Below are 26144 nucleotides of genomic sequence, written 5' to 3' on the forward strand. Positions count from 1 at the left end.
ATCAAAATAACAAATTAAGCTTCTAGTGCTTTCGTTACTTTTTCAAACAAATCTTTTGCTAGATTATCCATTGCTTTTAATTTCTCAAGCTCCACTTTGATCAAATCTTGGCGCTGTTGATCATAGCGGCGATACTTAAGTAATGGATCAATTAGGCGTGAAGCAACTTGTGGATTGCTGCTATTTAACTCGCGTAGAATCTCTCCTGCAAATTGATAACCTTCACCTGATTTCGCATGAAATTGAACCGCATTGAAATTCAAGAACGAACCAATCAAATTACGAGTACGGTTAGGGTTTTTCAAGCTAAATGCTGAATGTTCCATTGACACTTTAATATTATCTAAAGCATTAGATGCAGGGTTCATCCCTTGAAGCGCAAACCATTTGTCCATGACAAGTCCATCATGTTTCCACTTGTCACTGTAATCTTGCATCAAAGTTTCACGACAAGGTAACTGTGCTGCATTCGCTGCAGACATTGCCGCAATCGTGTCAGTCATGTTGTTAGCCGAGTTGTACTGCTCTACTACTAACGCATCACCATTTTCATTATTTGCTAGGAAAGCCAAACATGTATTACGCAATGAACGTTTGCCGATCGCAGCATGTTCAATCGTGTACTCATCTTGTTTTAGGCTATGGTAAGTTGCTGATAATTCGTCATTCAAGTTTTGAGCTAGTGTTACTTTCATCCCTTTCAAGACAGTAGCAATCGCATCCACATCCACTTGTTTAAACCAACCAGAGACTTCGTTGTGATTTGGTAAGCTTAATACTTCTGAAATAAAGGCAGGTTCTAGTTCTTCATTCAGCAATACGCCGCGGAATGCATCGATGACGGACTCTGGCAGTTCAACACCCTTACCTTGCTGGACATTGTCGATATTGGTACGAATGTATTTACCCAGCAGCATTTGGCTTGCATCCCAACGAGCAAACTCATTGCGTGCGTTAACCATTAAGAAGATCAGTTCATCATCAGAGTAATCGTATTCTAATTTAACAGGCGCAGAAAATTCTCTTAATAGAGATGGAATCGGCTGTTCTGTTACATTTTCAAAAACGAAAATCTGTTTATCTTGCTTAACATCCAGCACATTGTGAACTTTTTCACCGTTACACTGTAGCGTAATCGGTTCGCCACTTGCACTATATAGTTCAATATCGAATGGAATATGAAGTGCTTGTTTCTCTTTCTGTTCATGTGTCGCTTCTGTAGATTGCTCAACCGTTAATGAATAGGTTTTGTTTTCTGCATCATAGTCACTTTCAACACGAAGAGTCGGCGTACCTGATTGGCTGTACCACAAACGGAACTGAGTTAAATCGACACCACTTGCTTGCTCCATTGCAGCAACGAAATCTTCACATGTTGCTGCGGTGCCATCATGGCGTTCAAAGTATAACTTCATCCCTTTTTGGAAACCTACTTCACCAAGCAAAGTATGCATCATGCGGATGACTTCGCTGCCCTTTTCGTACACAGTCAATGTGTAGAAGTTATTCATCTCAATGACTTTTTCTGGACGAATTGGGTGAGACATTGGGCTCGCATCTTCAGCAAATTGAGGGCCACGAATAGTACGAACATTTCCGATTCGATTTACAGCACGAGAACCAAGATCCGATGAGAACTCTTGATCTCTAAAGACGGTTAAGCCTTCCTTCAAACTGAGCTGGAACCAATCACGGCAGGTAACGCGGTTTCCTGTCCAGTTGTGGAAATACTCATGACCTATAACGGCTTCAATACCTAAGTAATCGGCATCGGTTGCAGTTTGGTTATTTGCTAGAACAAACTTGGAGTTAAAGATATTTAATCCTTTGTTCTCCATTGCGCCCATATTGAAAAAATCGACAGCAACGATCATGTAAATATCAAGATCGTATTCAAGGTCGAAGCGCTCTTCATCCCATTTCATTGAGTTAATCAAGGATACCATTGCATGGCTAGCACGATCTAGATTGCCTTTATCTACAAAGATTTCTAGTGCAACATCACGACCTGATTTCGTGGTGTACTTATCGCGGAGTACATCAAAGTCGCCAGCGACAAGTGCAAATAAGTAGGCAGGTTTAGGATGTGGATCTTGCCATTTAACCCAGTGGCGGCCACCTTCGATTTCGCCTTCATCGACTCGATTACCATTACTCAGTAAGAATGGGTACTGCGCTTTATCAGCAATAACCGTTGTCGTAAATTTGGCTAATACGTCTGGGCGATCCATGTAGTAAGTTATACGACGGAAGCCTTCAGCTTCACACTGGGTGCAGAACGCACCGCCAGATTTATACAAACCTTCTAATGCACTGTTTGCTTCAGGATCAATCAAGGTAACAATCACCAACTCAAACTCACTAGGTAAGTTTGCAATCTCTAACGAAGCAGGATGAATCGTGTAGTCACTCCACTCTTCTCCGTTAACACTGATAGATTTAAGCTCTACATTGTCACCCTCTAGATTCAGCGTTGTGCTATCTAGTTGCTGTTTTACTTGAGATACAGCGGTGACTAAAGTGGCGTTATCATGTAAGTCGAAAGTCAGATCAAGATCTGAAATAGTATGAGATGGAGATTGATAATCTTTACGGTATTTGGCTTGTGGGGTGTGTGCCATGTCTTAATCCTTGTACGTAATACTTTTAAGGGAATCTTTAACAGAGTAGTTCTACGACTTGTTGAGGCATAAAACAAGCCTAGCAATAAAAAAACGAGGTATTTAGCGGAAATACCCCGTTTAGCTGCTGAATTTACATCCAGGATTAATATTAAAGGCTAAAAATATTAATATTAGTAATAGAATTATTTTTAGCCTATTTGACGCGATTGAGCACTGCGTACATGTCGCCGTTTTCGTTTTCTAATGTCAGTTTATCGCTATCAAGTCGGTATGTTGTGTTCTGCTCACCATTCTTATATAGCAACACTAAGTTATTACCTTCAGTGTAGTAAACCCCTCGATGAATGGCCTCACTCCCTTCATCTGAAGACACTTTGAATTGGAATACAAAATCTGGCTGTAGCAATAAATCCATCTTATTAACATTACTTGCTAATAAATCATCGCCACTTAAATGTTCACTCGACCACATACCAGCGAGCGCGTTAGGTAATGCTTTAGTAAACATGACACCGTTCAAGTTAAGCATATGATGGTTACTTGAATAATTGTAAACTTGGGGTTCAGATGTGTTCAAACCAAGAATGATGGTGTCATCATTTGCGGCAAATAACCCTTCCCAGTGGTCAACGGTGTAATCTTTTTTCTGGATATCAATTTGGAATGAATAATTTGATTCTAAGGTTAACTTTATTGCTAAAAAATTTTCAGACGATTTATTTGAATCTGGGTTGATCAAATACCAATCTCCAAGTAGTAGAGGCATATCAAACTGAGTTAAATCTTTATTTTTCTCTGACACGTCATTGGCCATACTAAAGTTGGCACCAACGCAAACAAGCAACATTAAAAACCAGCGCATAATCAATCCCTCACTTTTCTTTTAAGTTTAGGTTGAGATATACGATAAATCTAAAAATTTGATCTAAATCACGTTATTTCTTTCAGCGAATTTATGAAAAAAGCGAGCTCAAGGCTCGCTTTTTATTGGATATCGATAAGTATACGACTGCAAATTAGAACTTAATCAGTACTCTCTAATTTTAGCATATCGACCATAATCGCAACGGACTCGTCTAGGTACACATCTGGAGTTTCATAATCTTTTGGAACATCATCAAGTGATTTGTATGCTTCTTGCTTATCACTTTTCTGACGTAAGTTAATTCTTTCCAAACGAATTTTATCCGCTTTATCACTCTCTGCCACTCGTACTTTTTCATTCAAAGACAAAGTATTATCGTCTTTTTCAGCTTTATACTTAGCAATATCTTGAGCGATAAAGTTGAACTCCATATCCTTTTCGATACGTTGTTGATGTTGTGCTGTCAGTGTTGAAATCAACCCAGAGTTACCCTGTAACACATCGTATTTTGCTGGTGGAATACTATCCCAAGGCAGCGCATTATCTTCTACACTCTCACCCGTTTCCGAGGCTTCGATCGCTGTTGGGTATGCAATATCCGGAATCACACCTTTGTTTTGGGTGCTGCCACCGTTGATTCGATAGAATTTTTGAATCGTGTACTGAACGTACCCCAACTCTTTATCAAATAAATCATAAATATGATTCAACGAACGGTGTTGTTGAACGGTACCCTTACCAAATGAGTTTTCACCCAAGATAATTGCTCGTCCGTAATCTTGCATTGCAGCAGCAAAGATTTCTGAAGCAGAAGCACTGTATCGATTCACTAACACAGTCAAAGGACCTTGATAGCTAATCTTGCCATCGGTATCACTATTGACATTGATACGGCCGTAGCTATCTCGAACTTGAACCGCAGGTCCGCTTTCAATAAACAAGCCAGAAAGAGCAGTCGCTTCAGTTAATGCACCACCACCATTGTTTCGTAAGTCAACAATGATGCCATCTACATTTTGCTTTTTAAGCTCAACAATAAGTTTGTCGGTGTCGTTTGAAAGACCAACATAAAAACTTGGTACTTCTAACACTCCAATTTTCTTATCATCTTTCTCAATAAGCTCTGATTTTACGGCTCTATCTTCTAAACGAATCTTATCTCGGACAATTGTTACAACGTTACTTTTTGCATCTTTACCTTCGGGTAAAATCTGCAAATTAACTTTTGTACCTTTTGGCCCTTTGATTAATTGGACAACATCATCTAAACGCCACCCAATCACATCTACGATCTCTTCGCCATCTTGTCCAACGCCAACGATGCGATCCCCTTCACCGAGTTGTTTACTACTCGATGCTGGACCACCAGCAACCAAAGAACGAATAACAGTATAATCATCCGTCATTTGTAAAACAGCGCCGATCCCTTCTAGAGACAAGTTCATCTCAGATTGGAATTGTTCTGCGTTGCGAGGAGATAAGTAACTTGTATGAGGGTCAACTTCACGCGCGAAAGCATTCATATAAAGCTGAAATGCATCTTCATTATGAGATTGAGTAAGACGCTTCATTGCATTGTTGTAGCGTTTACCTAGCATTTCTTGAATCTCAGGCCACTCTTTACCCGTTAGCTTAAGATTCAACGCATCATATTTTACTCGTTTTCTCCATAATTCATCGACTTCGGCTTGATCCTTCGGCCAAGTAGCGTCGGAACGGTCAAGCTCAATAGAGTCATCAGTATCAAATTTTATTTCGTTATCAAGCACTGACAATGCAAATTTAAAACGTTCAAAACGCTTTTGCATAGAAAGGTTATAGACATCGAACGCAATTTGATTGTTTCCTGACTTTAGCTGATCATCTAGTTGTTTTGACCAATCAGTAAATGAGTCCATATCTGCTTGAGTAAAAATATTTCGATTGTAGTCGAGCATTTCTACATAACGATCAAAAATGGCTTGAGAAAAATCGTCGTTCAGATTGAAGTGTTTGTAATGGGAACGGGTAAAACGAGAAGTTACTCGTTTGCTCGCAGTTTCATGTTGAACTTCTGGAGCTAATAGAGGCAAGTCATCTTGGTCTAGTTTGGCTTCAAGAGCCTGAGCTGAAGCTGCTAACCATAAGCTAGCAGCAATCAGTGTCAATTTTGAACGGCATTTCATGCGTAGGAGTATCTCCTTTATGCGCGCAAGTGCTCCGCTTTCACAACCATTTGAAGGCCATTTGCAAGTTGAACACGCACATCTTCCTTATTGATTTCAACAATGGTCGCAGCCATGTTTCCTTTACCCATGTTCACATTCACTTCTTTGCCGGTGATGAACTCATCAGCATTTAACGTGCGTGTTTCAACAGGTTTTTCTACTTTTGGTGCTTTTGGCGCTGCAGGGCGACGAGGCTGTTGAGCTTTCTTCGCTTTCTGTTTCGCTTTACCTTCTTCACGAGCTTTCTGAGCTTGCTCTTTACGACGAGCTTGCACTTTAGCTTTGCTTTCTGCTAACGCTTCTTTTGCATGATCAACGTGTTCTTGTTCAAGTTCACCACATGCGTTTCCGTCAAGATCGACACGAATTGCGCCAGCTTTTACGCCGTGAAGGTAACGCCATGATGACGTGTACTGTCTTAAAGCAGCACGAAGCTGAGTTTTACTTACTTTTTCATCTTCAGCTAAACGTTCAGCAAGATCTTGAAAAATACCAATTTTAAGTGGTTTTGCTTCACCTTCTAGAGTAAAGCATTTAGGGAAACATTCAGCAACATATGCGATAACTTCTTTGCTGTTTTTTAACTTTTCAGTGTTTTCCATGTGGGTTCCTGGTTATATGCGGTCATTCCGCGAGCAATCTGATAAATATTTTACGTATTATAGAGACCTACAAGCGAAACACCACAGTCAAAGAATAATTTATGCATTGTTCGCCTGCGAATTGAGCAGGTTTTCCACTTCTGACATCAATTTTGTCAATCCAGCTTCATCAACTTCACTAAATCGACCAATATTTGGACTATCAATATCTAAAACGCCGGCTACTTTACCATTAATTGAAAATGGAATAACAATTTCTGAGTTACTTGCCGCATCACAAGCAATATGTCCTTCAAATTCGTGGACATCATAAATACGTTGAACAGTATTTGTTGCCGCAGCGGTTCCGCACACTCCTCGCCCAACCGGAATACGAACACAAGCGGGTAATCCTTGAAATGGCCCCAAAACCAACTCATCTTGTTTCATTAGGTAAAAGCCTACCCAATTAAGATCATCGAGCTCCATATTCAAAAGAGCGCTGACGTTCGCTAAATTAGCGATTAAATCACTTTCTGACTCTATTAACGCGACTGCTTGTTTGGTTAAGCGTTTATAATGTTCTATTTTCATATAGTACTCTTTACTATCCTTTTATTAAAAATCCCACACTTCCATTATTGTCAGATCTACGTAGAATGCCACGCAATAACTTAATAGGACTCATTCTCATCAAGATGAACAACTCAAATGATACTATTAGCCGCTCTTGGTTAATAACTCAAGTAAAAAAACACAAGTCCAAGCTTCTGTTTGCCAACGCAATTGCTCTATTGGCAACACTTATTAGTGTCCCTATCCCTTTGCTGATGCCTCTCATGGTTGATGAAGTATTGCTAAACAACCCAGCAAGTGGACTAGAGTACATGAACCTTGTCTTGCCCGTTTCCATGCAAACTCCTACAGGTTATATCGCTCTTACCTTGTTGCTTGTCATTTTGATGCGAGGGTTCAGCCAAGCATTCAACATACTGCAAAGTAGGCAGTTCACGTTAGTGTCTAAAACCATTACTTACCACATGCGAACTAAGATGATCGATAAGTTAGGTAGGATTAGCATTAGACAGTACGAAACCAAAGGAAGTGGCGGCATCAACGCCCATCTTATTACTGATATTGAAACGATTGATAAATTTATTGGTTCTACCTTAAGCAAATTTGTTATTAGTTTATTGACTGTCATTGGCACTGCAGGCGTTTTGTTATGGCTTGAGTGGCGTCTTGGGCTGTTTATTTTATTAGTGAACCCTATCGTTATCTATTTTTCTCGTAAATTGGGAGGCATGGTCAAGCACCTCAAGAAAAAAGAGAACCAATCTTTTGAAACTTTTCAAAATCGGCTTGTCGAAACCTTAGACGGCATCTATCAGCTTCGTGCAGCTAATCGCGAAAAGGAGTTTTTAGAGCAGTTAAAACAGCAAGCGAATCAAGTACGAATAGATGCCGACAAGTATGCATGGCAATCGGAAGCCGCAGGACGAGTGTCATTTCTGCTTTTTTTACTTGGCTTTGAACTATTCCGCGCAGTCGCAATGCTAATGGTACTCTTTAGTGATCTGACTATAGGGCAAATTTTTGCTGTCTTCGGTTACTTGTGGTTTATGCTCTCACCTGTTCAAGAGCTACTAGGCATTCAATTTTCTTGGTATAGCGCAAAAGCGGCACTTAATCGCATCAACATTCTTTTAGAACTCGAAGAAGAAGCAAGGCCAATATCTAAGGTCAACCCTTTTACTGATGATCGTGAAGTAGATATCGACATTGAGATGATTAACTTCTCTTACAATGACGAGTTGAAAGTGCTCAACGATTTAAACTTAACCATCCCTGCGGGGAAAAAAGTCGCCTTAGTTGGTGCTAGTGGTGGTGGCAAATCGACACTCATTCAGCTCTTAATTGGAGTATATAGCGCAAATTCAGGCACAATTCGCTATAACGGAGAGTCAACAGAAGACATAGGCTTTAATATAATTCGTGACCAAATCGCCGTTGTATTACAACAACCTATACTATTTAACGACAGCTTAAGGCATAATCTGACTCTTGGTGCTGAGTACGATGAGCTCTCTTTATGGCGAGCTTTAGAGATAGCACAAATGCATGATGTAATTAGCCAACTGAGCCACGGTTTAGATACTCAAATTGGCCGTAATGGCGTTCGACTTTCTGGCGGCCAACGGCAGCGACTCGCAATAGCAAGAATGGTTTTAAGTAATCCACAATTTGTTATTCTTGATGAAGCGACATCGGCATTAGATACCGCAACAGAAGCGGCGTTGCATAAAGCACTCAATGATTTCTTGAAAGATAGAACGACATTAATTGTCGCTCATCGACTGTCAGCCGTTAAACAAGCCGACATTATTTACGTACTAGAAGATGGTCAAGTATCTCAGACGGGGACGCATGGTGAATTGGTTGGACAGCAAGGTTTGTATCAAACGCTATATGGAAGCGTGCAGTCTCACGCTTAAACAGCTCAACAATTGTTTATTGAGTTGCTTTTATTCATGAGTACTCAAGTTCACCAATCTACCCTTTCGACTAAACTGAAGCTCTGCCATGGGTGTGAGCTTCCTGTCGAGATCGTTGAGATTAAGAAAGGGAAAAGTGCCTATTGCCCGCAATGCGGCACTTTACTCTACAGCGGAGAGGCTCCTTCATTATCTGGTGATCTCGCCATCGCTATTACCTGTTTACTGCTTTTTATTCCTTCACATTTTTTTGACTTCATCAGCATTAGACTTGTCGGCGTAATGATCCCGGCTACATTACCTTCTGGAATGATTACTCTAATGAAAGAGGGGTTTGTTTCTCTTGCATTGCTCATTTTGTTCTGTAGCTCCATTGCCCCTTTCCTAGTGTGCTCTTCAGTGTTAACCGCGCATCTAGGTTTAAAACTACGTTGGTTTAGAGTTTTACGTTATTCACTTTTGTGTATTCAAAAACTAAAGCACTGGATGATGTTAGATGTGTTTTTAGTCAGCATTGCTATCTCATGCTTTAAATTACAAGATTATTCGGACATTTATATTGGTTCAGGATTAGTTGGTCTTCTGTTTCTTCAACTATTTAGCGTTTTGCTTGTCAGCCGGGTTAGCACACAACGCTACTGGGATGTATGGCAGTCAGAGACCCATTATAAATTTAAGCATAAAGAGATACATTGTCACTCTTGCCATCTTTCGCAACCTACAGCAAAAAGGTGCAAACGTTGTCACGAAAAGCTTCACCACAGAAAACCGAACTCGCTGCAAAAAACGTGGGCTTATGTCATCGCTGCTTCGATAGCCATTTTTCCGGCGAACTTAATTCCAATATCAATTCTAATAACCAATGGTCGTAGATTAGAAGATACTATTTTCTCTGGGGTCGCGGGCTTAGTACGGAATGAAATGTATGGGATTGCGATCATCATTTTTGTGGCAAGTATCATAGTGCCTGTGATAAAAATTCTTGGGCTCGCTTATATATTGTTATGTATACAATTTAAACGCTCCGTTTACCACCGCCAACGAATGATTATCTATTTTGCAGTCAAATGGATCGGTAAATGGTCGGTCATGGATTTATTTGTAATTTCAATAATGATGACATTAGTTGATAGAGACCAAATTCTTAACTTTACACCCGGTTATGGCGCTGTCGCTTTTGGTATAGTCGTTATCTTAACTATGCTTGCCGCAGAGAGCATTGACCCAAGATTAATCTGGGATAATTATAATCGCCCGTCAAAAGATGAGTCAGTGAATGAATAAACAACCTACATCCCAAACGTCACATGCTCCTGATATAAAAAGGAGTAAAGGGATATCCCCTCTTTGGATCCTACCGATTATCACTATGCTTCTTGCTGGTTGGTTAGTCGTTAAAGCGGTTCATGATGCTGGGCAACGCATTCAGATTTACTTCTCTAACGCTCAAGGTCTTGTTGCAGGGAGGACAACGATTCGCTATCAAGGTCTTGAAGTCGGCATGATACGAGACATATCCCTTTCAGAAGATCTTAGTCGGATTTATGTCGATGCTGACATATATCCTGAAGCGACAAAGTTACTCAATGCTGATACTCGTTTTTGGCTAGTCAAACCGACTGCCTCGCTTTCAGGTATTTCTGGTTTAGACGCGCTCGTTTCTGGAAACTATATCGCGATACAACCTAGTGATTCTCATGCAAAAGAAGAGACTGTATTTACGGCATTAGAATCTGCCCCCTCAGATCTGATAGCGGCAAAAGGATTAAACGTTACGCTTAAATCAAAAGATCTTGGCGGTATCTCCATTGGTTCAAAAATTGTTTATAAGAAAATCCCAATTGGTGAAGTGTTTAGTTACAAGCTTGATGAACAATCCGAATCTGTCTTAATTCAAGCCTCTATTCAAGATGAGTTTAGTCATATCATTACCACTAAAAGTCGCTTTTGGAATGTGAGTGGGATTGGAACAAGCATTGGCTTTAATGGGATAGATGTCCGATTAGAAAGCCTTAGTGCCGTACTCGGTGGCTCTATAGCGGTAGACTCGCCAGATGCTGGTGAAACTGTCACCATGCATACTCAATTCAAACTGTATCCAGATCTAAAAACCGCAGGTCGTGGTATCCCAATTCAAATCACCCTACCCGATGAAAACAAAGTCAGTGCCACTGGTGCTCCTATTGTGTACAGAGGTATTGAGATTGGGCAGATTACGAATCTTTCACTAAGCAATGAACGCGAGCAAATTATTGCCAATGCAGCGATAGAACCCGCTTTCAGCGACATGCTAACGGCTGGCAGTAAATTCATCTTAGAAGAGGCGAAAGTGTCCCTCACTGGCGTTGAAAACATCGCGAACCTAGTACGAGGAAACTTTCTAACTATAGTGCCTGGGGCCGGAGATCAAGTTCGTCAATTTACGGCGATTAGAAAAACTCAATTTAGCCAACAACAAGAAAAATCAATCTCGGTAAAACTCACCGCGGATAGCTCTTTTGGCTTAGAAGTTGGCACACGAATTCTTTACAAAGGGATCGCCGTCGGTTCAGTGATAGACGTAAGATTAAACGACAAAAATGTCTCAATGGACGCACTCATCGACAACCATTATGCTCATTTAATCAAATCAAGAAACCGATTCTTTATTACTGGAAGTGCAACTGCTGAGCTAACCGGATCGGGTTTAAGTATCACCGTTCCACCAGCTAAACAGTTACTGAGTGGATCAATCAGTTTTATCAGTGAAGGCTCGGATACACAGCAAGAATCGTATACCCTTTATCAAAGCCAATCACTCTCAGAATTGGCTAAATACAACCAATCGGGGTCTCAAAGTATTACTCTGTTTTCAACTGAACTGCCCTCTATTTCTAAAGACAGTCCATTACTATATCGCAACCTTCAAGTCGGCAGTGTGTCGGATTTTTATCTCGTAGATGGTGGTGTAAAAATTAAGGCGACAATTGAAAACAAATATAAACACCTTATCACTAATCAAACTGTATTTTGGAACCGTTCTGGCGTTGAAGTCGATGCCTCTTTGTCAGGAATCAGTATCAAAGCTGCACCATTAAGAAGTTTAATTCAAGGTGGCATTGCATTTGACTCACTTCCCGGTATCGACAATAAGATCAGCGATAATTGGAAGTTATACAACAGCTATAAACATGCGAGAAAATTTGGCCGAGTCATTACATTAATGACCAACGGGCAGCAAGAAATAACCAAAGGAACGCCAATTAAATTCCAAGGTGTTACCGTAGGGGAAGTGACCTTAGTTGTCCCTCTATTCAAAAAGAGTAAGGTCGAAGTGACGGCTCGTATTTTGCCTGAATTTGTCAACAATATTACCCTAGCAGGTTCCCACTTTTGGGTCGCAGAGCCGGAAATTGGTTTAGACGGAATTAAGAATATATCGTCTCTTGTGACGAAATACATCAAAGTAGAACCAGGTCATGGCAAGCCAGCCTACTCCTTCGAGTTAAGCTCTGCTCCACCAGAAGATTCAGGAGTTTCATTCAGCTTACAAAGTGAAACCCGTGGGTCAGTGAAAGTTGGTACTCCTGTTTTGTACCGAGAAATACCCATTGGAAAAGTAACGTCTGTTCAGCTTGGCCAGTTTGCCGATCGTGTTATCTCTGAAGTCGAAATAGATAAGGATTACGCCTACTTAGTTCGGAGCAATAGCGTCTTTTGGAATGTCTCTGGGATTGATGTTTCTATTGGTTTATCCGGAGCTAACATCAAAACAGGCACAGTTGACAGTTTAGTTCGTGGTGGGATTACGTTCTCTACCCCGGAACAGAAACAGCTTCAACCCATTGCAAAAGAGGGTCAATCATTCTACTTATACCCACAGGCTGACGAAGAATGGTCGAACTGGCGAACCGCTATCCCTAAGCCTTAGAACAAATGAACAGAAAATGCAGCTTAACGGCTGCATTTTTGTTTAGTCCTACCTAAAATTGAATTAAAATCCCCTATTCCGTTAAAGACTCAGAGACACTCAATTGCATCCAAATATAAAGCTGCCTGACGATTTTCTTCGTGAAATCGAAGCGATCATGCCGTCCCATTTAAATATGGAAGATTTCATCTCTGCGTGTAAGAAACCGCTCCGCAAAAGTATTCGTGTTAACACTTTAAAAATTTCTGTCGAAGATTTCATTGAGCGAGCACGTCAAAAAGAGTGGACCCTATCTCCAGTTCCTTGGTGCGATACCGGATTTTGGATCGATGCTGATGAAACTTCGGTACCACTGGGAAATACCGCAGAGCACATGGCGGGACTCTTTTACATCCAAGAAGCAAGTTCCATGATGCCACCGTCTGCAATGTTTAACGCAGAAGATGACGAGTTTAATGCGATCTTGGACATGGCAGCGGCTCCGGGTTCGAAAACCACTCAGGTAGCCGCATTAATGAAGAATCAAGGCGTACTTGTTGCCAACGAATATTCAGCAAGCCGAGTCAAAGTCTTGCACGCCAATATTGAACGTTGTGGTGTTAGAAATGCCGCATTAAGTAATTTTGATGGTCGAGTATTCGGCGGTTGGCTACCAGAGCAATTCGATGCGGTTCTTCTTGATGCACCTTGTTCAGGTGAAGGTACCATTCGAAAAGATCCTGATGCAATGAAGAACTGGAGTCTTGATTCTGTAATTGCGATTGGTGACACCCAAAGAGACTTAATTGAAAGTGCCTTTCACGCCTTAAAAACAGGTGGAATTATGGTGTATTCAACCTGTACCTTGAGCTTGGAAGAGAACCAACATGTTTGTCACCATTTAAAACAAACCTTTGGTGATGCCGTTGAGTTTGAATCATTGGCGAACCTTTTTGATGATGCAGAAGCAGCATTAACGGAAGAAGGTTTCTTGCACATTTTCCCACAAATTTATGATAGCGAAGGTTTCTTTGTTGCTCGCATTCGTAAAGTATCCAGCGTCACTCCTCCTGAAGTTAAAAAAAGAATGGGTAAGTTTCCTTTTGAAAAAGCGACAGCGAAAATTCAATCGGATGTCCGTGATCAGCTAGCAAAAACACTGGATATTGATCTTCCTTCCGACTCTTCAGTTTGGTTGCGTGATAAGGATGTGTGGCTTTTCCCAAATGCACTTGAACCAATGATTGGTGAACTTCGATTCTCACGCATGGGAATTAAAATTGCTGAAACGCATAAGAAAGGATTCCGCTGGCAGCATCAAGTAGCGACGACCCTAGCCACCGGTAATGAAGCAAAAACTGTGCATCTTTCAGTTGATGATGCTCGTGAATGGTATATGGGTAGAGATGTGAGACCCCTTGATCAAAGTGGTCAAGGCGAAGTGATTGTTATGCTAGAAAGCGATGTCATTGGACTCGGTAAATGGGTGGGCAATCGAGTGAAAAATGGCTTACCACGAGAACTTGTACGTGATAAAAATCTATTTTAATTACAGTCTAAACTCGACCTTAGCCTGATTTTCTCAAAATACTAGCAAATTCGCTAAGCTGTACTACACTTATTTTATTCACCGAAATGATAGTTAGTTTTAAGTAACCGTATGACTCTCATTTCTCTCAATAGTACAGCAACAAAGCAACAATGTTTCACAGAGTCGTAAGTTAGGCTCACAGATACAGATACAGATACAGATACAGATACAGATACAGATACAGATACAGATACAGATACAGATACAGATACAGATATTTTAAAAGTAAATTGTCACAAGTAACATGCTTTAAAGTCAAAATTAACGCAGGCTCGATCAACATGAGCTGCTTCCCCTAGACCCAAAACGGGATCAGTTTTGGGTCTTTTTTTATAACCGAGAAAACAAGTTCATCAGCTGCGTTAATTGGACATCAAAAGCAGAAGTTATAGTGGCTTACCACTACTCTTCGTTATCTACGAGTCTAATACCGTCTTTATCAATGGTAATTTTACCCTGCTTGTAAAGACCGCCAATTGTCTTTTTAAACGTACCTTTACTTGTTCTAAACGCAGAGAAAATCGCATCTGGTGATGATTTATCATTCAATGGTAAAAACCCATCGCGTTTCGCTAGTAAATCTAAAACTTTTAAGCTCAAGTCGTCCATCTTAGCAACACCAATTTTCTGCAAAGAAAGATCGATCTTGCCATCTTCACGCACATCTTTGATGTAGCCTTTCAGTTTTTTACCAATAAACAACTTACCGATCACTTCTGAAGGGAAGATCATTCCCCAGTGTTCGCCATTAATAATCATCTTGTAGCCAAGCTCACTGCGCTCAGCGACTAATAAATCAACTTGCTGATTACGTTCATAGCTAGCAGGCGTATTATCCAACCACTTGTTAAACTTTGTTGTACCAACAATACGGCTTGATGCTTTATCAATATACACATAAACCAAAATGGTTTGGCCTTCGCGTAACGGCCCACGCTGCTCACTGAATGGGATCAGAAGATCTTTACTTTTCACACCCCAACTAACAAATGCGCCCGTGCTGTTTACACCTTCGACCGTCATTAATCCCCATTGACCAACCTGCGCGATAGGTGTTTCTGTAGTCGCAGCCAACTGGCTATCAGAATCAATGAACAGAAATACGTCAAGCATGTGACCAATTTCAGCATTTTCAGGAGCAAACTTTTTAGGCAGTAATACCGTTCCGTAATCGTCAGCATCCAGGAAAATCCCAAAATCTGCCAGTTTCACCACTTTTAAGCTGTTTATTTGACCAACATTAATCATCAAAATTGTCTCTTTTCAAATTTGCGGTGATTATACGTGATCTCTGGTATCCTTTCGCTAGTTTCACTCATAAATTTCATATCTGTAAGGAGTTATCGTTGATCACCGTCGACAAACATGACGCTATTACTCTCAAAATTAACCATGCGATGGCTAAAACTAAAAAATTAGACATGGATATGTATCTTTTTGTCCCTGGTGAATTGGGTTTAACTCCTGAAGTTCTGTCTGAGAGTGGCTTTTACTTCAACGCCATGACTCAGAAGCGCGCCTATTATAGTGATAAAACGCTATTGCCGCTTGTTCATAGCCGTCTTGCAAAACGTGGGCGCTTATCTACCACTCAATACCGTGTCAGCTTGAGCTTATTCGCTTATCAATATGTGATTGCCCTCGATAAGGCGGTAAACAGCTTAAACAAAACTGAACGAGAAGATGTCTCGGCTGAAGAAGTAGATGAAGTAATCGAACTTGCTTTAGACATATTAAAACGTTTACGCCGTGGTATTCCATTTGAAGAGAATTTGAAACGTTATTATGCCAATGTCGATAACTACCTTTCTTGGTATACAGAACAACGCTTTCTCTCCTTAGTCGCTCATATGCCTAGGGGTAATGAGTACTCAACTATCAAGGAACGTCTCATTGTTCTATGCGAAAAAGAGACAGTTCACCGTAAATTAAACGATTACAACTCGAAAAAAGTTCGTGAAGATGTGACGCGATTAAGTAATAAGATGCGTCTATTGCGCAGGTTGATAGAACACCCAATCATCTTAAAAGAAAAAACCATCTCTATGGGTAAGAATGTTAAACGTGCGGTGAAAGGTGTGGCGACAGGTTTGGTTATGGTTTTTGTTACCACCATCGCCATCGTTGCGCGAGACTTCCTCGGTGAAATCACCGCATCGTTCATCGTTGCGATGTCGTTTATCTATGCGTTACGTGAAATATTCAAAGATGATTTGCGCGATATTCTTTGGCGCTGGATGCGTAAAGGAAAACCTAAATGGAAACGCCGATACTACGACCCGACAACAAACAAAGCGGTAGGACAGAAGCTAGAATGGCTTGATTACACCAGCTTTTCAAAATTAGCAGACCGTATCCAGCAGATCAGAAGAAAACGTGTCGTTCAACGTGAAGAGCAGATATTGCACTATCGTTCACAGACAGAGATGTCGACATCAAGATTTATGAGTGGTTACGAAGAAACACGCGAAACGATCCAAGTCAGTCTTAGAGAGTTAACTCGACTCATGGATAAAGGTTCAAACAAAATCTATCAACTCAATGAAGGTCAAGTCAGTAAAGAGTCCGTCGAAAAAAGGCACTTGCTCAACTTAATCATTAAAGAGAACAACCATGATGGTGAACCGAATTATTATCGCTGGAAAATCATCATGAATCGCTCAAAAATCGTCGATATTGAACAAGTCAAAGTAAGCTAAGTGCTTTGTAAGCTAAGTACTTTGTAAACTGAGTGTTTTGTAAACTAAGCGCTTTCTTTGAGCTTGTTATTTTCTTAGCTCGCTAGTTTTGAGCTAACTGGACACTTTCTTCAGAGAGAGGGTCAATAAAAATTCTGCCATGGGTTCATCACCATGCAAACTTGGACAAGTGGCAGTGATTTTTACATCTTGGTTTACCCTCTCTCCGCTACCTATGGTTTCATCTAGCATTTGATCAATCAAATCGCCATCCTCACAATAAAAGTGAACATCAGCTTCTGGGCGCTTTAAAAATTTCGCTTCAACCCCTTTGAAAGCAAGAGAGATTTTTTCTCCTCGCTGCTGGGCTTTCTCCATTGCGAGGAACCCGCCAGCCACGTCAGCACCAACGGCCAACACACCAAAATACATACTACTAAGATGATTTTTAGTCCGTCGCTTTAATGGGATCCTGACTTCGACACTGCGTTCATTCAGAACCAATAGTTTCGGGTGGCACAACCAAATCATTGGCACCTTAAAGAAACCAAAGAGATTTAAGTACATATTCGCTTTTTGCAACGGGGATAACATATCGACTCACTATTAGAATAAGTTGTCAGACCAGTTAAGCGAAGAAAAACGATATTGTCAAAGAAATGTTAAAGAAAGGTGATATAAACAGCAGTTCATATCACCTTCTCTTTTTAAACTGATGGTAGTGATAGCCCATTTATTCATCAATCAAAGAGTTTATAAAAACTATCATGACGAACTAGGCATTAGCCAAAACGTTACATCGTCACCACAACATTCAAGCCTTGATATTTGAGTAGATGCCTTTGAAGTTCGGGATACTCTGATAATGCTTGCGTTACAACTTGCACTGGTTTGCCAACCTTTTGGGCCGCCTCAATTACCAGTGACAACATATCTAACACCGCATCATTCTGTGGATCAAACAGATGTTCATTAGTCTCATTGGCTTTATCTACACCCAAGGTAAATTGAGTCAAATGTTCAACATTCACTATGACACTATCAAATAACTCTAATAACCGAGGAGCAAGCATTACCGAAGACGGAACATCGCACGAAAAACAGAGGTTTATTGCCTCGTTCTGACTCGAAATATCTAAGCTTTTCAGCTGTTCTATGATCTGTTGCGCTTCATCAAGAGTGCGAACAAATGGAATGACAACATCAACATTCACCCCTTTCTCAACGAGAGATTTAATAACGCTGCACTCTAATGAAAATGCATGTGAATACGCATCAGAGACAAACCGAGACACACCTCTTAGGCCAAGTGAAGGGTTGATTTCATCTTCTTCCACTTGTCCACCAAGTAGTGATCGAAATGCGTAGCTATCATTGCTGCTTAAACAGACTTTCACTACGCCATGTTTGTCTGTTTTAGCCATTAAGATCTCAGATGACAAGGTCTCCACAAAATGCTCGTCAACACTCATCCCAAACAAAATCGCATCAAGAGCGCCAACTTCTATATCCGTTAAATCACCTTTAACCTGAGCAATCGATGGGTGATAAAAAACCTTCTCCATCATTAGCTCTGATAGAGAAACATATAAGTAGTCCGAATCTTGACTGTCTGCGTATGAAGGCAACACATCCCCAAGTTTAAATTCTGGGTGAATAGTACCTTGATCGACTTGCTTCATTATGGCTCCGATATTTGATTTATTACCTTGAGGAAAATACCGATAGCGCCAAGTGAATTCAAGCAAAACACCATGATTTAGCTCTAACTCAACAATAAAGCACCGATTAATCCACGAATGACCAATAAGATTGCCTCTAAAGAGTTTATTCCTAAGAATAATTCCGTTATCTTTACCGCTTCGCAATAAAAGACAAGCAATCACATGCCATTAAAAACTGATGAATTGAGAACCCAAGCACTTGGGCCTATGCCGACTCCAGCCGAGCTTGGAAGTGCTTACCCTATCACTGACGATGTTGCTGAACGTATTGCTCAGTCTCGCAGACAAATTGAAGATATTCTTACTGGTCGAGATGATCGACTTTTGGTCATTGTTGGACCATGCTCTGTTCACGATACCGATGCCGCTCTAGACTATGCTCAACGTCTAAGTTCTATCCAAGAACAATATTCAAAAGAGCTCTTTATCGTCATGAGAACCTACTTTGAAAAACCACGCACGGTGGTAGGTTGGAAAGGTCTAATTACTGATCCAAACCTAGATGGTTCTTATGCACTGGAAGCTGGGCTGCACAAAGCACGTAAACTCTTACTTGATATTAATACGCTAGGGCTTGCGACAGCGACTGAATTCCTTGACATGATCACAGGCCAATACATTGCTGATTTAATCACTTGGGGTGCTATTGGTGCACGTACAACTGAATCGCAAATCCACCGTGAGATGGCATCTGCGCTATCTTGTCCTGTTGGTTTTAAAAATGGTACCAACGGCAACGTAAAAATTGCCATTGACGCTATTCGCGCGTCGCATGCATCTCACTACTTCTACTCTCCAGATAAGAATGGTCGTATGACGGTTTATCGCACCAGTGGTAACCCGTATGGGCACATTATTCTTCGCGGTGGTGACACTGGGCCGAATTTCGATGCTCAATCGGTTGAAGCCGCATGCAACAAGCTTGCAGAGTTTGATTTACCTGCGCGTCTAATTGTTGACTTTAGCCACGCAAACTGTGAAAAACAGCACCGTAAACAGCTCGAAGTCACACAAGATATTTGTGATCAAATCATATCTGGAAGCACTTATGTTGCAGGGATCATGGCTGAAAGCTTTATTGAAGAAGGCAATCAACCTATGACCGATATCAACAACCTTGAATATGGAAAATCAATTACCGACCCTTGTATTGGTTGGAATGACACTGTTCAAATGCTTGATATGCTCTCTACTGCAATTAAAACCCGTAAATAAAACTGAGGATAATTTTTATGCCTTCTTTTGATATTATTTCTGAAGTTGAAAGCACAGAACTTCGTAACGCTGTTGATAACGCAAACCGTGAACTTGCTACTCGTTTTGATTTTAGAAATGTAGAGGCGTCATTCGAATATAAGAGCGACGTTGTTACCCTTTCTTCGCAAGATGACTTCCAACTTAAGCAGATGCGCGACATTCTACGCAGCAACCTAACCAAGCGCGGTGTGGATGCTAAAGCGATGGAAGCAAAAAAAGCGGACCAAACGGGTAGAAATTGGCACCAAGATGTCATTTTCAAACAAGGTGTTGAAACTGATATTGCTAAGAAAATAATCAAAGCCGTAAAAGATGCAAAAATCAAAGTTCAAGTTGCTATTCAGGGCGAGAAGATGCGCGTAACAGGTAAAAAACGTGACGATCTACAAGAAGTTATGGCTCTGGTTCGCGGTGGTGATTTCGGCCAACCGTTCCAGTTTGACAACTTCCGCGACTAATTACTTTTGTAATGGTGGTTTGTAATAACTAGGCAGCTAGCCTTTAGAAAAAGAACTTGGTACTGGTTATAAACAAAGAGGGAGGCACTTGATTGTGCCTCCCTCTTTGTTTTTCTATTCCACGTAAGCAACACTTAAGTAAAAGTGACTTCAAAACTGGTTTACGGTCAACATCGGCCCAAAGAGAGCAAGCTATCACTTCCAATTAGCAATGAACACTCGTTCTTCTTCGGTACAAAAACGCAGATTCGCAAGTTGTCTTGTTTCGCTTTGGCTATTCTCTCGGACAAATCAGCAGCAGTTGCATATTCCTCGCGTTCAGCATCTCTCCGCGATAAATCAATAAAATCATAGGGACACGCTTTAGGGTATAGAATCAGTTCCGCTTGTTGCATTAGTCGTAATGCCTTGATCGTCAAAAGCTCTACATCATCACCAAACTCTATCCATGTGCAGCTACCTGCTCTGTCTAATTCTTGCTTAATAGCGATTTGGTATAGTGATTCTAGCTGTTCTCTGCTCACTGATGATTCAACGCGAGAATCAGACAAGAACGATTCCCAGAATTTTCGTCTTTCTGTGACACTAGGAAACTCTTTCTTAATAGAATTACGTTTTGATGCGCCAAACTCTGCGAGTAGAGATAAATTCTGTGGCAGTACTGATTCTAATTTTTCACGAATATTTCTCACTAAAATAGGAGAAGCGCCACCGCTCGATATCGCAATTTGGATTCGCCCACGGTTCACCATAGACGGAGTAATGAAATCACAGAAGGGTAAATCGTCAACCACATTGACAAGAATACCCATTTTTTTTGCATCTTTATGAACCTGGTGATTTAAGGATGGATTATCGGTTGTTGCCCATATTTGAATATACTGCTTGGTCATAATTTCACTGGAATAAAAATTTTGAATCCATGAACAACGCTCTGCATCCACAAGTGACCTCAAGTAAGGCTCTAACTTGGGTGATACGACAGTAACCGATGCACCTGCCCTTAAAAGTGAATCGACTTTTCTGCATGCAACCTCTCCCCCACCCACAACCAAAACAGGTTTGTTAACTACATCCAAAAATAGTGGAAAATATCGCATTGCTACTCCTAAGCTTTCTAAATAACTATTCACTTATGCTACCAAAAACAGTGCATTCTGAGCAGCCCATTGTCTCTTAATAAACTATTTAAGACTAAATTTTCATTAGTTCTTAGATTGTCTCACTAGTATACGACTGTCAAATAACCTGTAACACCATTTAAACATTTAATATGAGTACAATTATTCTAATGCACTAATGATGTGCTCAGTTGCACTATTTACATTCAGTTAACATTTAGTCATCCTAACATCTGTTCGGTTTTGTGATTTCTCTCAAAAATCTTTTTAAATTAAATGTTTGAGAAAACATAAATCCTTACCTACGCTTATAAGTGATTGATTTTCAATCGTGCTCAAAAAGCCGAAATCAATCGTAAAGGATATAACGTAATCATGATAAGTAAGTTGTATCAGGTATTACCTGGTTTAACATGGATCATACAGGATGGATACAAATGACAAATAAACTCACTCTTCTTGCTACAGTCGTCGCTGCTTCTTCTGCCATGATGGCAACATCAGCATCAGCAGCAGATAGCACTCTGGAAAAAGTTAAATCACAAGGTTATCTAACTTGTGGTGTAAGTACTGGTCTTCCAGGGTTCTCTAACCCAAACTCAAAAGGTGAATGGGAAGGAATCGATGTTGAATATTGTCAAGCACTGGCAGCTGCTGTTCTTGGCGATAAAACAAAAGTTAAGTATGTTCCTTTAACGGCAAAAGAACGTTTCACCGCTCTCCAGTCTGGTGAAATCGATGTATTGTCGCGTAACACCACATGGACTCTTCACCGTGATACAGCTCTTGGTTTAAACTTCGTTGGCGTAAACTACTACGATGGTCAAGGTTTCATGGTCAAAAAAGATCTTGGCTTAACCAGTGCTAAAGAACTGGATGGTGCTTCTGTATGTGTTCAATCTGGTACCACTACGGAACTTAACCTAGCCGATTATTTCCGTAACAGCGGAATGTCATACAAACCGGTTGTATTTGATACTGCCGCGCAAACATCTAAAGGTTTTGATGCCGGTCGTTGTGATGTACTTACGACAGACCAATCAGGTCTTTACGCCCTTCGCTTGAACCTTAAAGATCCAAGTTCAGCGCAAGTTTTACCTGAAATCATCTCTAAAGAGCCTCTTGGACCGGTTGTTCGTCAAGATGATGACAAATGGTTTAACGTGGCAAAATGGACACTCTCTGCAATGATTAATGCCGAAGAGTATGGTATTTCGTCTAAAAACGCAGATCAAATGCTGAAATCTAAAGATCCAAACATCAAACGTATTCTTGGTGTTGATGGTCCTAAAGGTAAAGGTCTTGGCATTCGTGATGATTGGGGCTACCAAGTAATCAAACAAGTGGGTAACTATGGTGAAAGCTTTGAACGCACCGTTGGTACAGGTTCTCCTCTAGCTATTTCACGTGGCGTAAACGCCCTATGGAATGCTGGTGGCTTCATGTACGCTCCACCTATCCGCTAATTCAGTTTGGATATGTTATTGAAGGGCGGTGGAATGCCGCCCTTTCCTAAATGGATTTGAGGTTAATGTTGTATGAAACCTAATAATAATGTACCAAGTATGCAGGCAAAACCAACTGCTAAGAGTGCAAACCTATTTTATAACCCTACCTTTCGCTCAGTCATCTTCCAAATACTTGCGGTTGCTGCACTGCTCTTTTTCGGATACACCATAGTAAATAATGCTTTAACCAATCTTGATGCTAGAGGTATCGCGACTGGCTTTGGTTTCTTATCTGAAGAAGCTGGATTTGGTATTGGCTTAACACTTGTTGAGTACGACGAAACATTTTCTTATGGAAGAACATTTGTTATCGGCCTCTTGAACACGGCTTTAGTTTCAGTTCTTGGTATTATCCTAGCGACAGCCATCGGTTTTTCTGTCGGGATTGCTCGACTATCTAATAACTGGTTGGTTAGCCGTTTCGCAGCAATTTACATTGAAATTTTCCGTAATATTCCACTTCTATTGCAAATATTCTTTTGGTACTTTGCTGTACTTCAAGCGCTACCATCTGCTCGTCAAAGTATGAGTTTAGGTGAAGCAATATTCCTTAATGTTCGTGGTTTATATTTTCCCGCTCCTGTTTTTGAACAAGGTAGTGCTTTTGTCATCGCAGCTTTTATTGCCGGCATCATTGCGACATTGTTCATTAGCATTTGGGCCAAAAACAAGCAAAAACTAACGGGTCAACAAACGCCTTTATTACGAATCGCTTTTGGTTTATGTATTGTCATTCCGACGATCATATTTTTTATTATGGGACAACCTATCACGGCTGAATATCCTGAATTAAAAGGGTTCAATTTCCGTGGTGGTATCAGCATTATTCCTGAACTTGCGGCCTTAATGCTCGCACTAAGTATCTATACCGCTTCGTTTATTGCCGAAATTGTACGATCAGGGATTAACGCCGTTAGTCACGGGCAAACTGAAGCTGCCATGTCATTAGGTTTACCTCGTTCACGAACCTTAAAGTTAGTTGTTATTCCGCAAGCTCTGAGGATCATCATTCCACCATTGACCAGTCAATATTTGAATTTAACCAAAAACTCATCCCTAGCGATGGCGATTGGTTATCCTGATTTAGTTTCGGTTTTTGCAGGGACAACCCTCAACCAAACTGGGCAAGCGATTGAAATCATTGCAATGACAATGGGTGTTTATCTCACATTGAGTATTTTGACATCTGCATTGATGAATATCTATAACCGCAAAGTTGCTTTGGTGGAGAGATAAGATGAGCATACATGAATTTCAACCAAGCCTTCCACCACCTGCAAACACTGTCGGTGCGGTAGGTTGGCTTCGAAAAAATCTTTTTAATAGCCCTGTTAACTCAGTAGTGACTATTGTTTTAGCCTATTTAGGCTTCTCTTTATTTTGGGCAATATTTGACTGGGCAATTCTCAATGCCGATTGGCTTGGAAGCACAAGAGATGCCTGTACCAGTGATGGCGCCTGTTGGGTGTTTATCAGCGTTCGTTGGGATCAATTTATGTTCGGTTTTTACCCAGAAGCTGAACTATGGCGACCTCAACTTTTCTATGCAACGTTAGCTATTTTCGTTGGCCTACTCGCCTACGAAAAAACGCCAAAGCGACTTTGGATTTGGTTAGTTTTCGTTAACATATACCCATTCTTTGTTGCTGGTCTACTTTATGGTGGCGTGTTTGGCCTTGAAGTCGTTGAAACCCATAAATGGGGTGGCTTACTGGTTACGCTTATCATTGCTCTAGTGGGCATTGTGGTTTCCTTGCCTATCGGTGTCGCTTTGGCACTGGGCCGTCGTTCTGAGATGCCAATTATACGAAGCATGTGTACCATCTATATCGAGGTGTGGCGTGGCGTTCCGTTAATTACAGTACTCTTTATGGCTTCAGTAATGCTGCCACTATTTTTGTCTGAAGGTTCTGAAACAGACAAGTTGATTCGAGCATTAATCGGGGTAGTTCTATTTAGTGCAGCCTATATGGCGGAAGTAATTCGTGGTGGTCTACAAGCCATTCCAAAAGGCCAATATGAAGCTGCAGATGCATTAGGTTTAAGCTACTGGAAAAAAACGGGATTAATCATTCTCCCTCAGGCGCTTAAAATCACGATTCCATCTATTGTTAATACCTTTATTGGCTTGTTTAAAGATACCAGTCTCGTACTCATCATCGGTATGTTTGATGTACTTGGTATTGGTCAAGCCGCAAACACTGACCCTGAATGGTTAGGGTTTTCCACCGAAAGTTATGTATTTGTCGCGTTAGTGTTCTGGGTGTTCTGTTTTAGCATGTCGAGATATTCGATATGGCTTGAAAACAAACTTCACACCGGCCACAAACGATAATTAAAAAGATCAAGGACGTATTATGACGCAGCAACAATCGAATACAAATGATAGTCAAGAGTTGATGATTGAACTCAAGGATATGAACAAGTGGTATGGCGAATTTCACGTACTAAAGAATATTAATCTTGAAGTTCGTAAAGGCGAAAAAATCGTTATCTGTGGCCCTTCTGGCTCTGGTAAATCAACGATGATTCGTTGTATTAACCGACTTGAAGAGCATCAAAAAGGGCATATTTTTGTATCAGGTAATGAATTAACCGAAGATTTAAAAAATATCGAAGCCGTACGAAAAGAAGTTGGGATGTGCTTCCAGCACTTCAATTTATTCCCACACTTAACAGTACTTGAAAATTGCACTCTTGCGCCTATTTGGGTTAAGAAAATGCCTAAAAAGGAAGCAGAAGCAATTGCAATGAAGTATTTAGAGCGTGTAAAGATCCCAGATCAAGCCGACAAGTTCCCAGGACAACTTTCTGGTGGTCAGCAACAACGTGTGGCTATTGCTCGTTCTCTCTGTATGAGCCCTCAAGTTATGCTTTTTGATGAACCTACCTCTGCACTCGACCCTGAAATGGTTCGTGAAGTATTGGATGTTATGGTTGAACTAGCAGATGAAGGTATGACAATGCTCTGTGTTACTCACGAAATGGGTTTCGCGAAAGAGGTGGCAGATCGAGTAATATTCATGGATGCCGGAGAAATTATTGAAGAAAATAACCCTGTCGATTTCTTCGAAAATCCTCAGTCTGATCGAACTCAAAATTTCTTAAGTCAAATATTGCACCACTAAACCTGTTGCAGGCGGTAA

Annotated in this window: 20 protein-coding genes; 11 read left to right on the top strand and 9 right to left on the bottom strand. The window is 40.8% G+C overall.

The genetic code is table 11. The features are described 5' to 3' along the window. Nucleotides 1-14 precede the first annotated feature (14 nt). From pepN to OCV39_RS07890, 5 genes are all read right to left on the bottom strand, one after another. Nucleotides 15-2621: an aminopeptidase N gene (gene pepN, locus OCV39_RS07870; protein ID WP_261888222.1), complete on the bottom strand. Its 2607-nt coding sequence runs from the start codon at nucleotides 2619-2621 to the stop codon at nucleotides 15-17. Between the two features lie 196 nt (nucleotides 2622-2817). After that, nucleotides 2818-3438 (bottom strand): hypothetical protein, encoded by a 621-nt coding sequence (locus tag OCV39_RS07875; RefSeq protein WP_371711398.1) that lies wholly within the window; start codon nucleotides 3436-3438, stop codon nucleotides 2818-2820. A gap of 209 nt (nucleotides 3439-3647) precedes the next feature. Continuing rightward, nucleotides 3648-5654, bottom strand: coding sequence for a carboxy terminal-processing peptidase (prc, locus tag OCV39_RS07880; RefSeq protein ID WP_261888223.1), 2007 nt, complete (start codon nucleotides 5652-5654; stop codon nucleotides 3648-3650). Nucleotides 5655-5671: 17 nt separating this feature from the next. Further along, a complete protein-coding gene (gene proQ, locus OCV39_RS07885; protein ID WP_113796646.1) occupies nucleotides 5672-6298 on the bottom strand; it encodes an RNA chaperone ProQ in 627 nt (208 codons plus the stop codon). Between the two features lie 99 nt (nucleotides 6299-6397). Next, nucleotides 6398-6871: a GAF domain-containing protein gene (locus OCV39_RS07890; RefSeq protein WP_261888224.1), complete on the bottom strand. Its 474-nt coding sequence runs from the start codon at nucleotides 6869-6871 to the stop codon at nucleotides 6398-6400. A gap of 104 nt (nucleotides 6872-6975) precedes the next feature. Between OCV39_RS07890 and OCV39_RS07895 the strand changes: the two genes are divergently transcribed. The 4 genes from OCV39_RS07895 (at nucleotide 6976) to rsmF (ending at nucleotide 14210) form a co-directional block, all read left to right on the top strand. Continuing rightward, complete coding sequence (locus OCV39_RS07895) at nucleotides 6976-8772, top strand: ABC transporter ATP-binding protein (protein ID WP_261888225.1); 1797 nt, start codon at nucleotides 6976-6978, stop codon at nucleotides 8770-8772. Nucleotides 8773-8808: 36 nt separating this feature from the next. Beyond that, nucleotides 8809-10056, top strand: coding sequence for a paraquat-inducible protein A (locus OCV39_RS07900; protein ID WP_261888226.1), 1248 nt, complete (start codon nucleotides 8809-8811; stop codon nucleotides 10054-10056). Next, a complete protein-coding gene (locus tag OCV39_RS07905; protein WP_261888227.1) occupies nucleotides 10049-12682 on the top strand; it encodes a PqiB family protein in 2634 nt (877 codons plus the stop codon). The genes OCV39_RS07900 and OCV39_RS07905 overlap by 8 nt, the downstream gene beginning before the upstream one ends. 103 nt (nucleotides 12683-12785) lie before the next feature. Next, nucleotides 12786-14210: a 16S rRNA (cytosine(1407)-C(5))-methyltransferase RsmF gene (rsmF, locus tag OCV39_RS07910; RefSeq protein WP_261888228.1), complete on the top strand. Its 1425-nt coding sequence runs from the start codon at nucleotides 12786-12788 to the stop codon at nucleotides 14208-14210. 444 nt (nucleotides 14211-14654) lie between these two features. Here rsmF and OCV39_RS07915 read toward each other — a convergent pair whose 3' ends face one another. Next, on the bottom strand, nucleotides 14655-15500 hold the full coding sequence (locus OCV39_RS07915) for a CvfB family protein (RefSeq protein ID WP_261889494.1): 846 nt from the start codon (nucleotides 15498-15500) through the stop codon (nucleotides 14655-14657). Nucleotides 15501-15598: 98 nt separating this feature from the next. On the opposite strand from OCV39_RS07915, the gene OCV39_RS07920 reads away from it, so the two are divergent. Then, complete coding sequence (locus OCV39_RS07920; RefSeq protein WP_017053336.1) at nucleotides 15599-16951, top strand: hypothetical protein; 1353 nt, start codon at nucleotides 15599-15601, stop codon at nucleotides 16949-16951. Between the two features lie 93 nt (nucleotides 16952-17044). Here the strand turns inward: OCV39_RS07920 and OCV39_RS07925 are convergent, their stop codons facing one another. Beyond that, nucleotides 17045-17524, bottom strand: a complete 480-nt coding sequence (locus OCV39_RS07925) for a PaaI family thioesterase (protein WP_113796637.1) — start codon at nucleotides 17522-17524, stop codon at nucleotides 17045-17047. Nucleotides 17525-17724: 200 nt separating this feature from the next. Further along, nucleotides 17725-18612: a putative PEP-binding protein gene (locus OCV39_RS07930; protein WP_261888229.1), complete on the bottom strand. Its 888-nt coding sequence runs from the start codon at nucleotides 18610-18612 to the stop codon at nucleotides 17725-17727. 204 nt (nucleotides 18613-18816) lie between these two features. Between OCV39_RS07930 and OCV39_RS07935 the strand changes: the two genes are divergently transcribed. Together OCV39_RS07935 and OCV39_RS07940 are read left to right on the top strand one after the other, a co-directional pair. Beyond that, entirely contained in the window at nucleotides 18817-19869 is a 1053-nt protein-coding gene (locus tag OCV39_RS07935) for a 3-deoxy-7-phosphoheptulonate synthase (protein ID WP_261888230.1), read from the top strand. Nucleotides 19870-19886: 17 nt separating this feature from the next. Next, complete coding sequence (locus tag OCV39_RS07940) at nucleotides 19887-20369, top strand: YajQ family cyclic di-GMP-binding protein (RefSeq protein WP_171757387.1); 483 nt, start codon at nucleotides 19887-19889, stop codon at nucleotides 20367-20369. 167 nt (nucleotides 20370-20536) lie between these two features. Here the strand turns inward: OCV39_RS07940 and OCV39_RS07945 are convergent, their stop codons facing one another. Next, nucleotides 20537-21469 carry a precorrin-2 dehydrogenase/sirohydrochlorin ferrochelatase family protein gene (locus tag OCV39_RS07945; RefSeq protein WP_261888231.1) on the bottom strand — a complete coding sequence of 311 codons (933 nt, stop codon included), beginning with the start codon at nucleotides 21467-21469 and terminating at the stop codon, nucleotides 20537-20539. 458 nt (nucleotides 21470-21927) lie between these two features. Between OCV39_RS07945 and OCV39_RS07950 the strand changes: the two genes are divergently transcribed. From OCV39_RS07950 to OCV39_RS07965, 4 genes are all read left to right on the top strand, one after another. Further along, nucleotides 21928-22956 (top strand): amino acid ABC transporter substrate-binding protein, encoded by a 1029-nt coding sequence (locus OCV39_RS07950; RefSeq protein WP_017053330.1) that lies wholly within the window; start codon nucleotides 21928-21930, stop codon nucleotides 22954-22956. Between the two features lie 72 nt (nucleotides 22957-23028). Further along, nucleotides 23029-24234, top strand: coding sequence for an amino acid ABC transporter permease (locus tag OCV39_RS07955; RefSeq protein ID WP_261888232.1), 1206 nt, complete (start codon nucleotides 23029-23031; stop codon nucleotides 24232-24234). Between the two features lies 1 nt (nucleotide 24235). Continuing rightward, complete coding sequence (locus tag OCV39_RS07960) at nucleotides 24236-25333, top strand: amino acid ABC transporter permease (protein WP_261888233.1); 1098 nt, start codon at nucleotides 24236-24238, stop codon at nucleotides 25331-25333. 22 nt (nucleotides 25334-25355) lie between these two features. Further along, nucleotides 25356-26126 carry an amino acid ABC transporter ATP-binding protein gene (locus tag OCV39_RS07965; protein WP_113796625.1) on the top strand — a complete coding sequence of 257 codons (771 nt, stop codon included), beginning with the start codon at nucleotides 25356-25358 and terminating at the stop codon, nucleotides 26124-26126. The last annotated feature ends 18 nt before the right edge of the window (nucleotides 26127-26144 follow it).

The organism is Vibrio cortegadensis (assembly GCF_024347395.1).
GTDB classification, from domain to species: Bacteria; Pseudomonadota; Gammaproteobacteria; order Enterobacterales; family Vibrionaceae; genus Vibrio; species Vibrio cortegadensis.

Coding starts and splice junctions, on each gene's coding strand:
- pepN (WP_261888222.1), bottom strand. CDS start 2,621: ATGGCACACACCCCACAAGCCAAATACCGTAAAGATTATCAATCTCCA.
- OCV39_RS07875 (WP_371711398.1), bottom strand. CDS start 3,438: ATGGCCAATGACGTGTCAGAGAAAAATAAAGATTTAACTCAGTTTGAT.
- prc (WP_261888223.1), bottom strand. CDS start 5,654: ATGAAATGCCGTTCAAAATTGACACTGATTGCTGCTAGCTTATGGTTA.
- proQ (WP_113796646.1), bottom strand. CDS start 6,298: ATGGAAAACACTGAAAAGTTAAAAAACAGCAAAGAAGTTATCGCATAT.
- OCV39_RS07890 (WP_261888224.1), bottom strand. CDS start 6,871: ATGAAAATAGAACATTATAAACGCTTAACCAAACAAGCAGTCGCGTTA.
- OCV39_RS07895 (WP_261888225.1), top strand. CDS start 6,976: ATGAACAACTCAAATGATACTATTAGCCGCTCTTGGTTAATAACTCAA.
- OCV39_RS07900 (WP_261888226.1), top strand. CDS start 8,809: ATGAGTACTCAAGTTCACCAATCTACCCTTTCGACTAAACTGAAGCTC.
- OCV39_RS07905 (WP_261888227.1), top strand. CDS start 10,049: ATGAATAAACAACCTACATCCCAAACGTCACATGCTCCTGATATAAAA.
- OCV39_RS07915 (WP_261889494.1), bottom strand. CDS start 15,500: ATGATTAATGTTGGTCAAATAAACAGCTTAAAAGTGGTGAAACTGGCA.
- OCV39_RS07925 (WP_113796637.1), bottom strand. CDS start 17,524: ATGTTATCCCCGTTGCAAAAAGCGAATATGTACTTAAATCTCTTTGGT.
- OCV39_RS07930 (WP_261888229.1), bottom strand. CDS start 18,612: ATGAAGCAAGTCGATCAAGGTACTATTCACCCAGAATTTAAACTTGGG.
- OCV39_RS07935 (WP_261888230.1), top strand. CDS start 18,817: ATGCCATTAAAAACTGATGAATTGAGAACCCAAGCACTTGGGCCTATG.
- OCV39_RS07940 (WP_171757387.1), top strand. CDS start 19,887: ATGCCTTCTTTTGATATTATTTCTGAAGTTGAAAGCACAGAACTTCGT.
- OCV39_RS07945 (WP_261888231.1), bottom strand. CDS start 21,469: ATGCGATATTTTCCACTATTTTTGGATGTAGTTAACAAACCTGTTTTG.
- OCV39_RS07950 (WP_017053330.1), top strand. CDS start 21,928: ATGACAAATAAACTCACTCTTCTTGCTACAGTCGTCGCTGCTTCTTCT.
- OCV39_RS07955 (WP_261888232.1), top strand. CDS start 23,029: ATGAAACCTAATAATAATGTACCAAGTATGCAGGCAAAACCAACTGCT.
- OCV39_RS07960 (WP_261888233.1), top strand. CDS start 24,236: ATGAGCATACATGAATTTCAACCAAGCCTTCCACCACCTGCAAACACT.
- OCV39_RS07965 (WP_113796625.1), top strand. CDS start 25,356: ATGACGCAGCAACAATCGAATACAAATGATAGTCAAGAGTTGATGATT.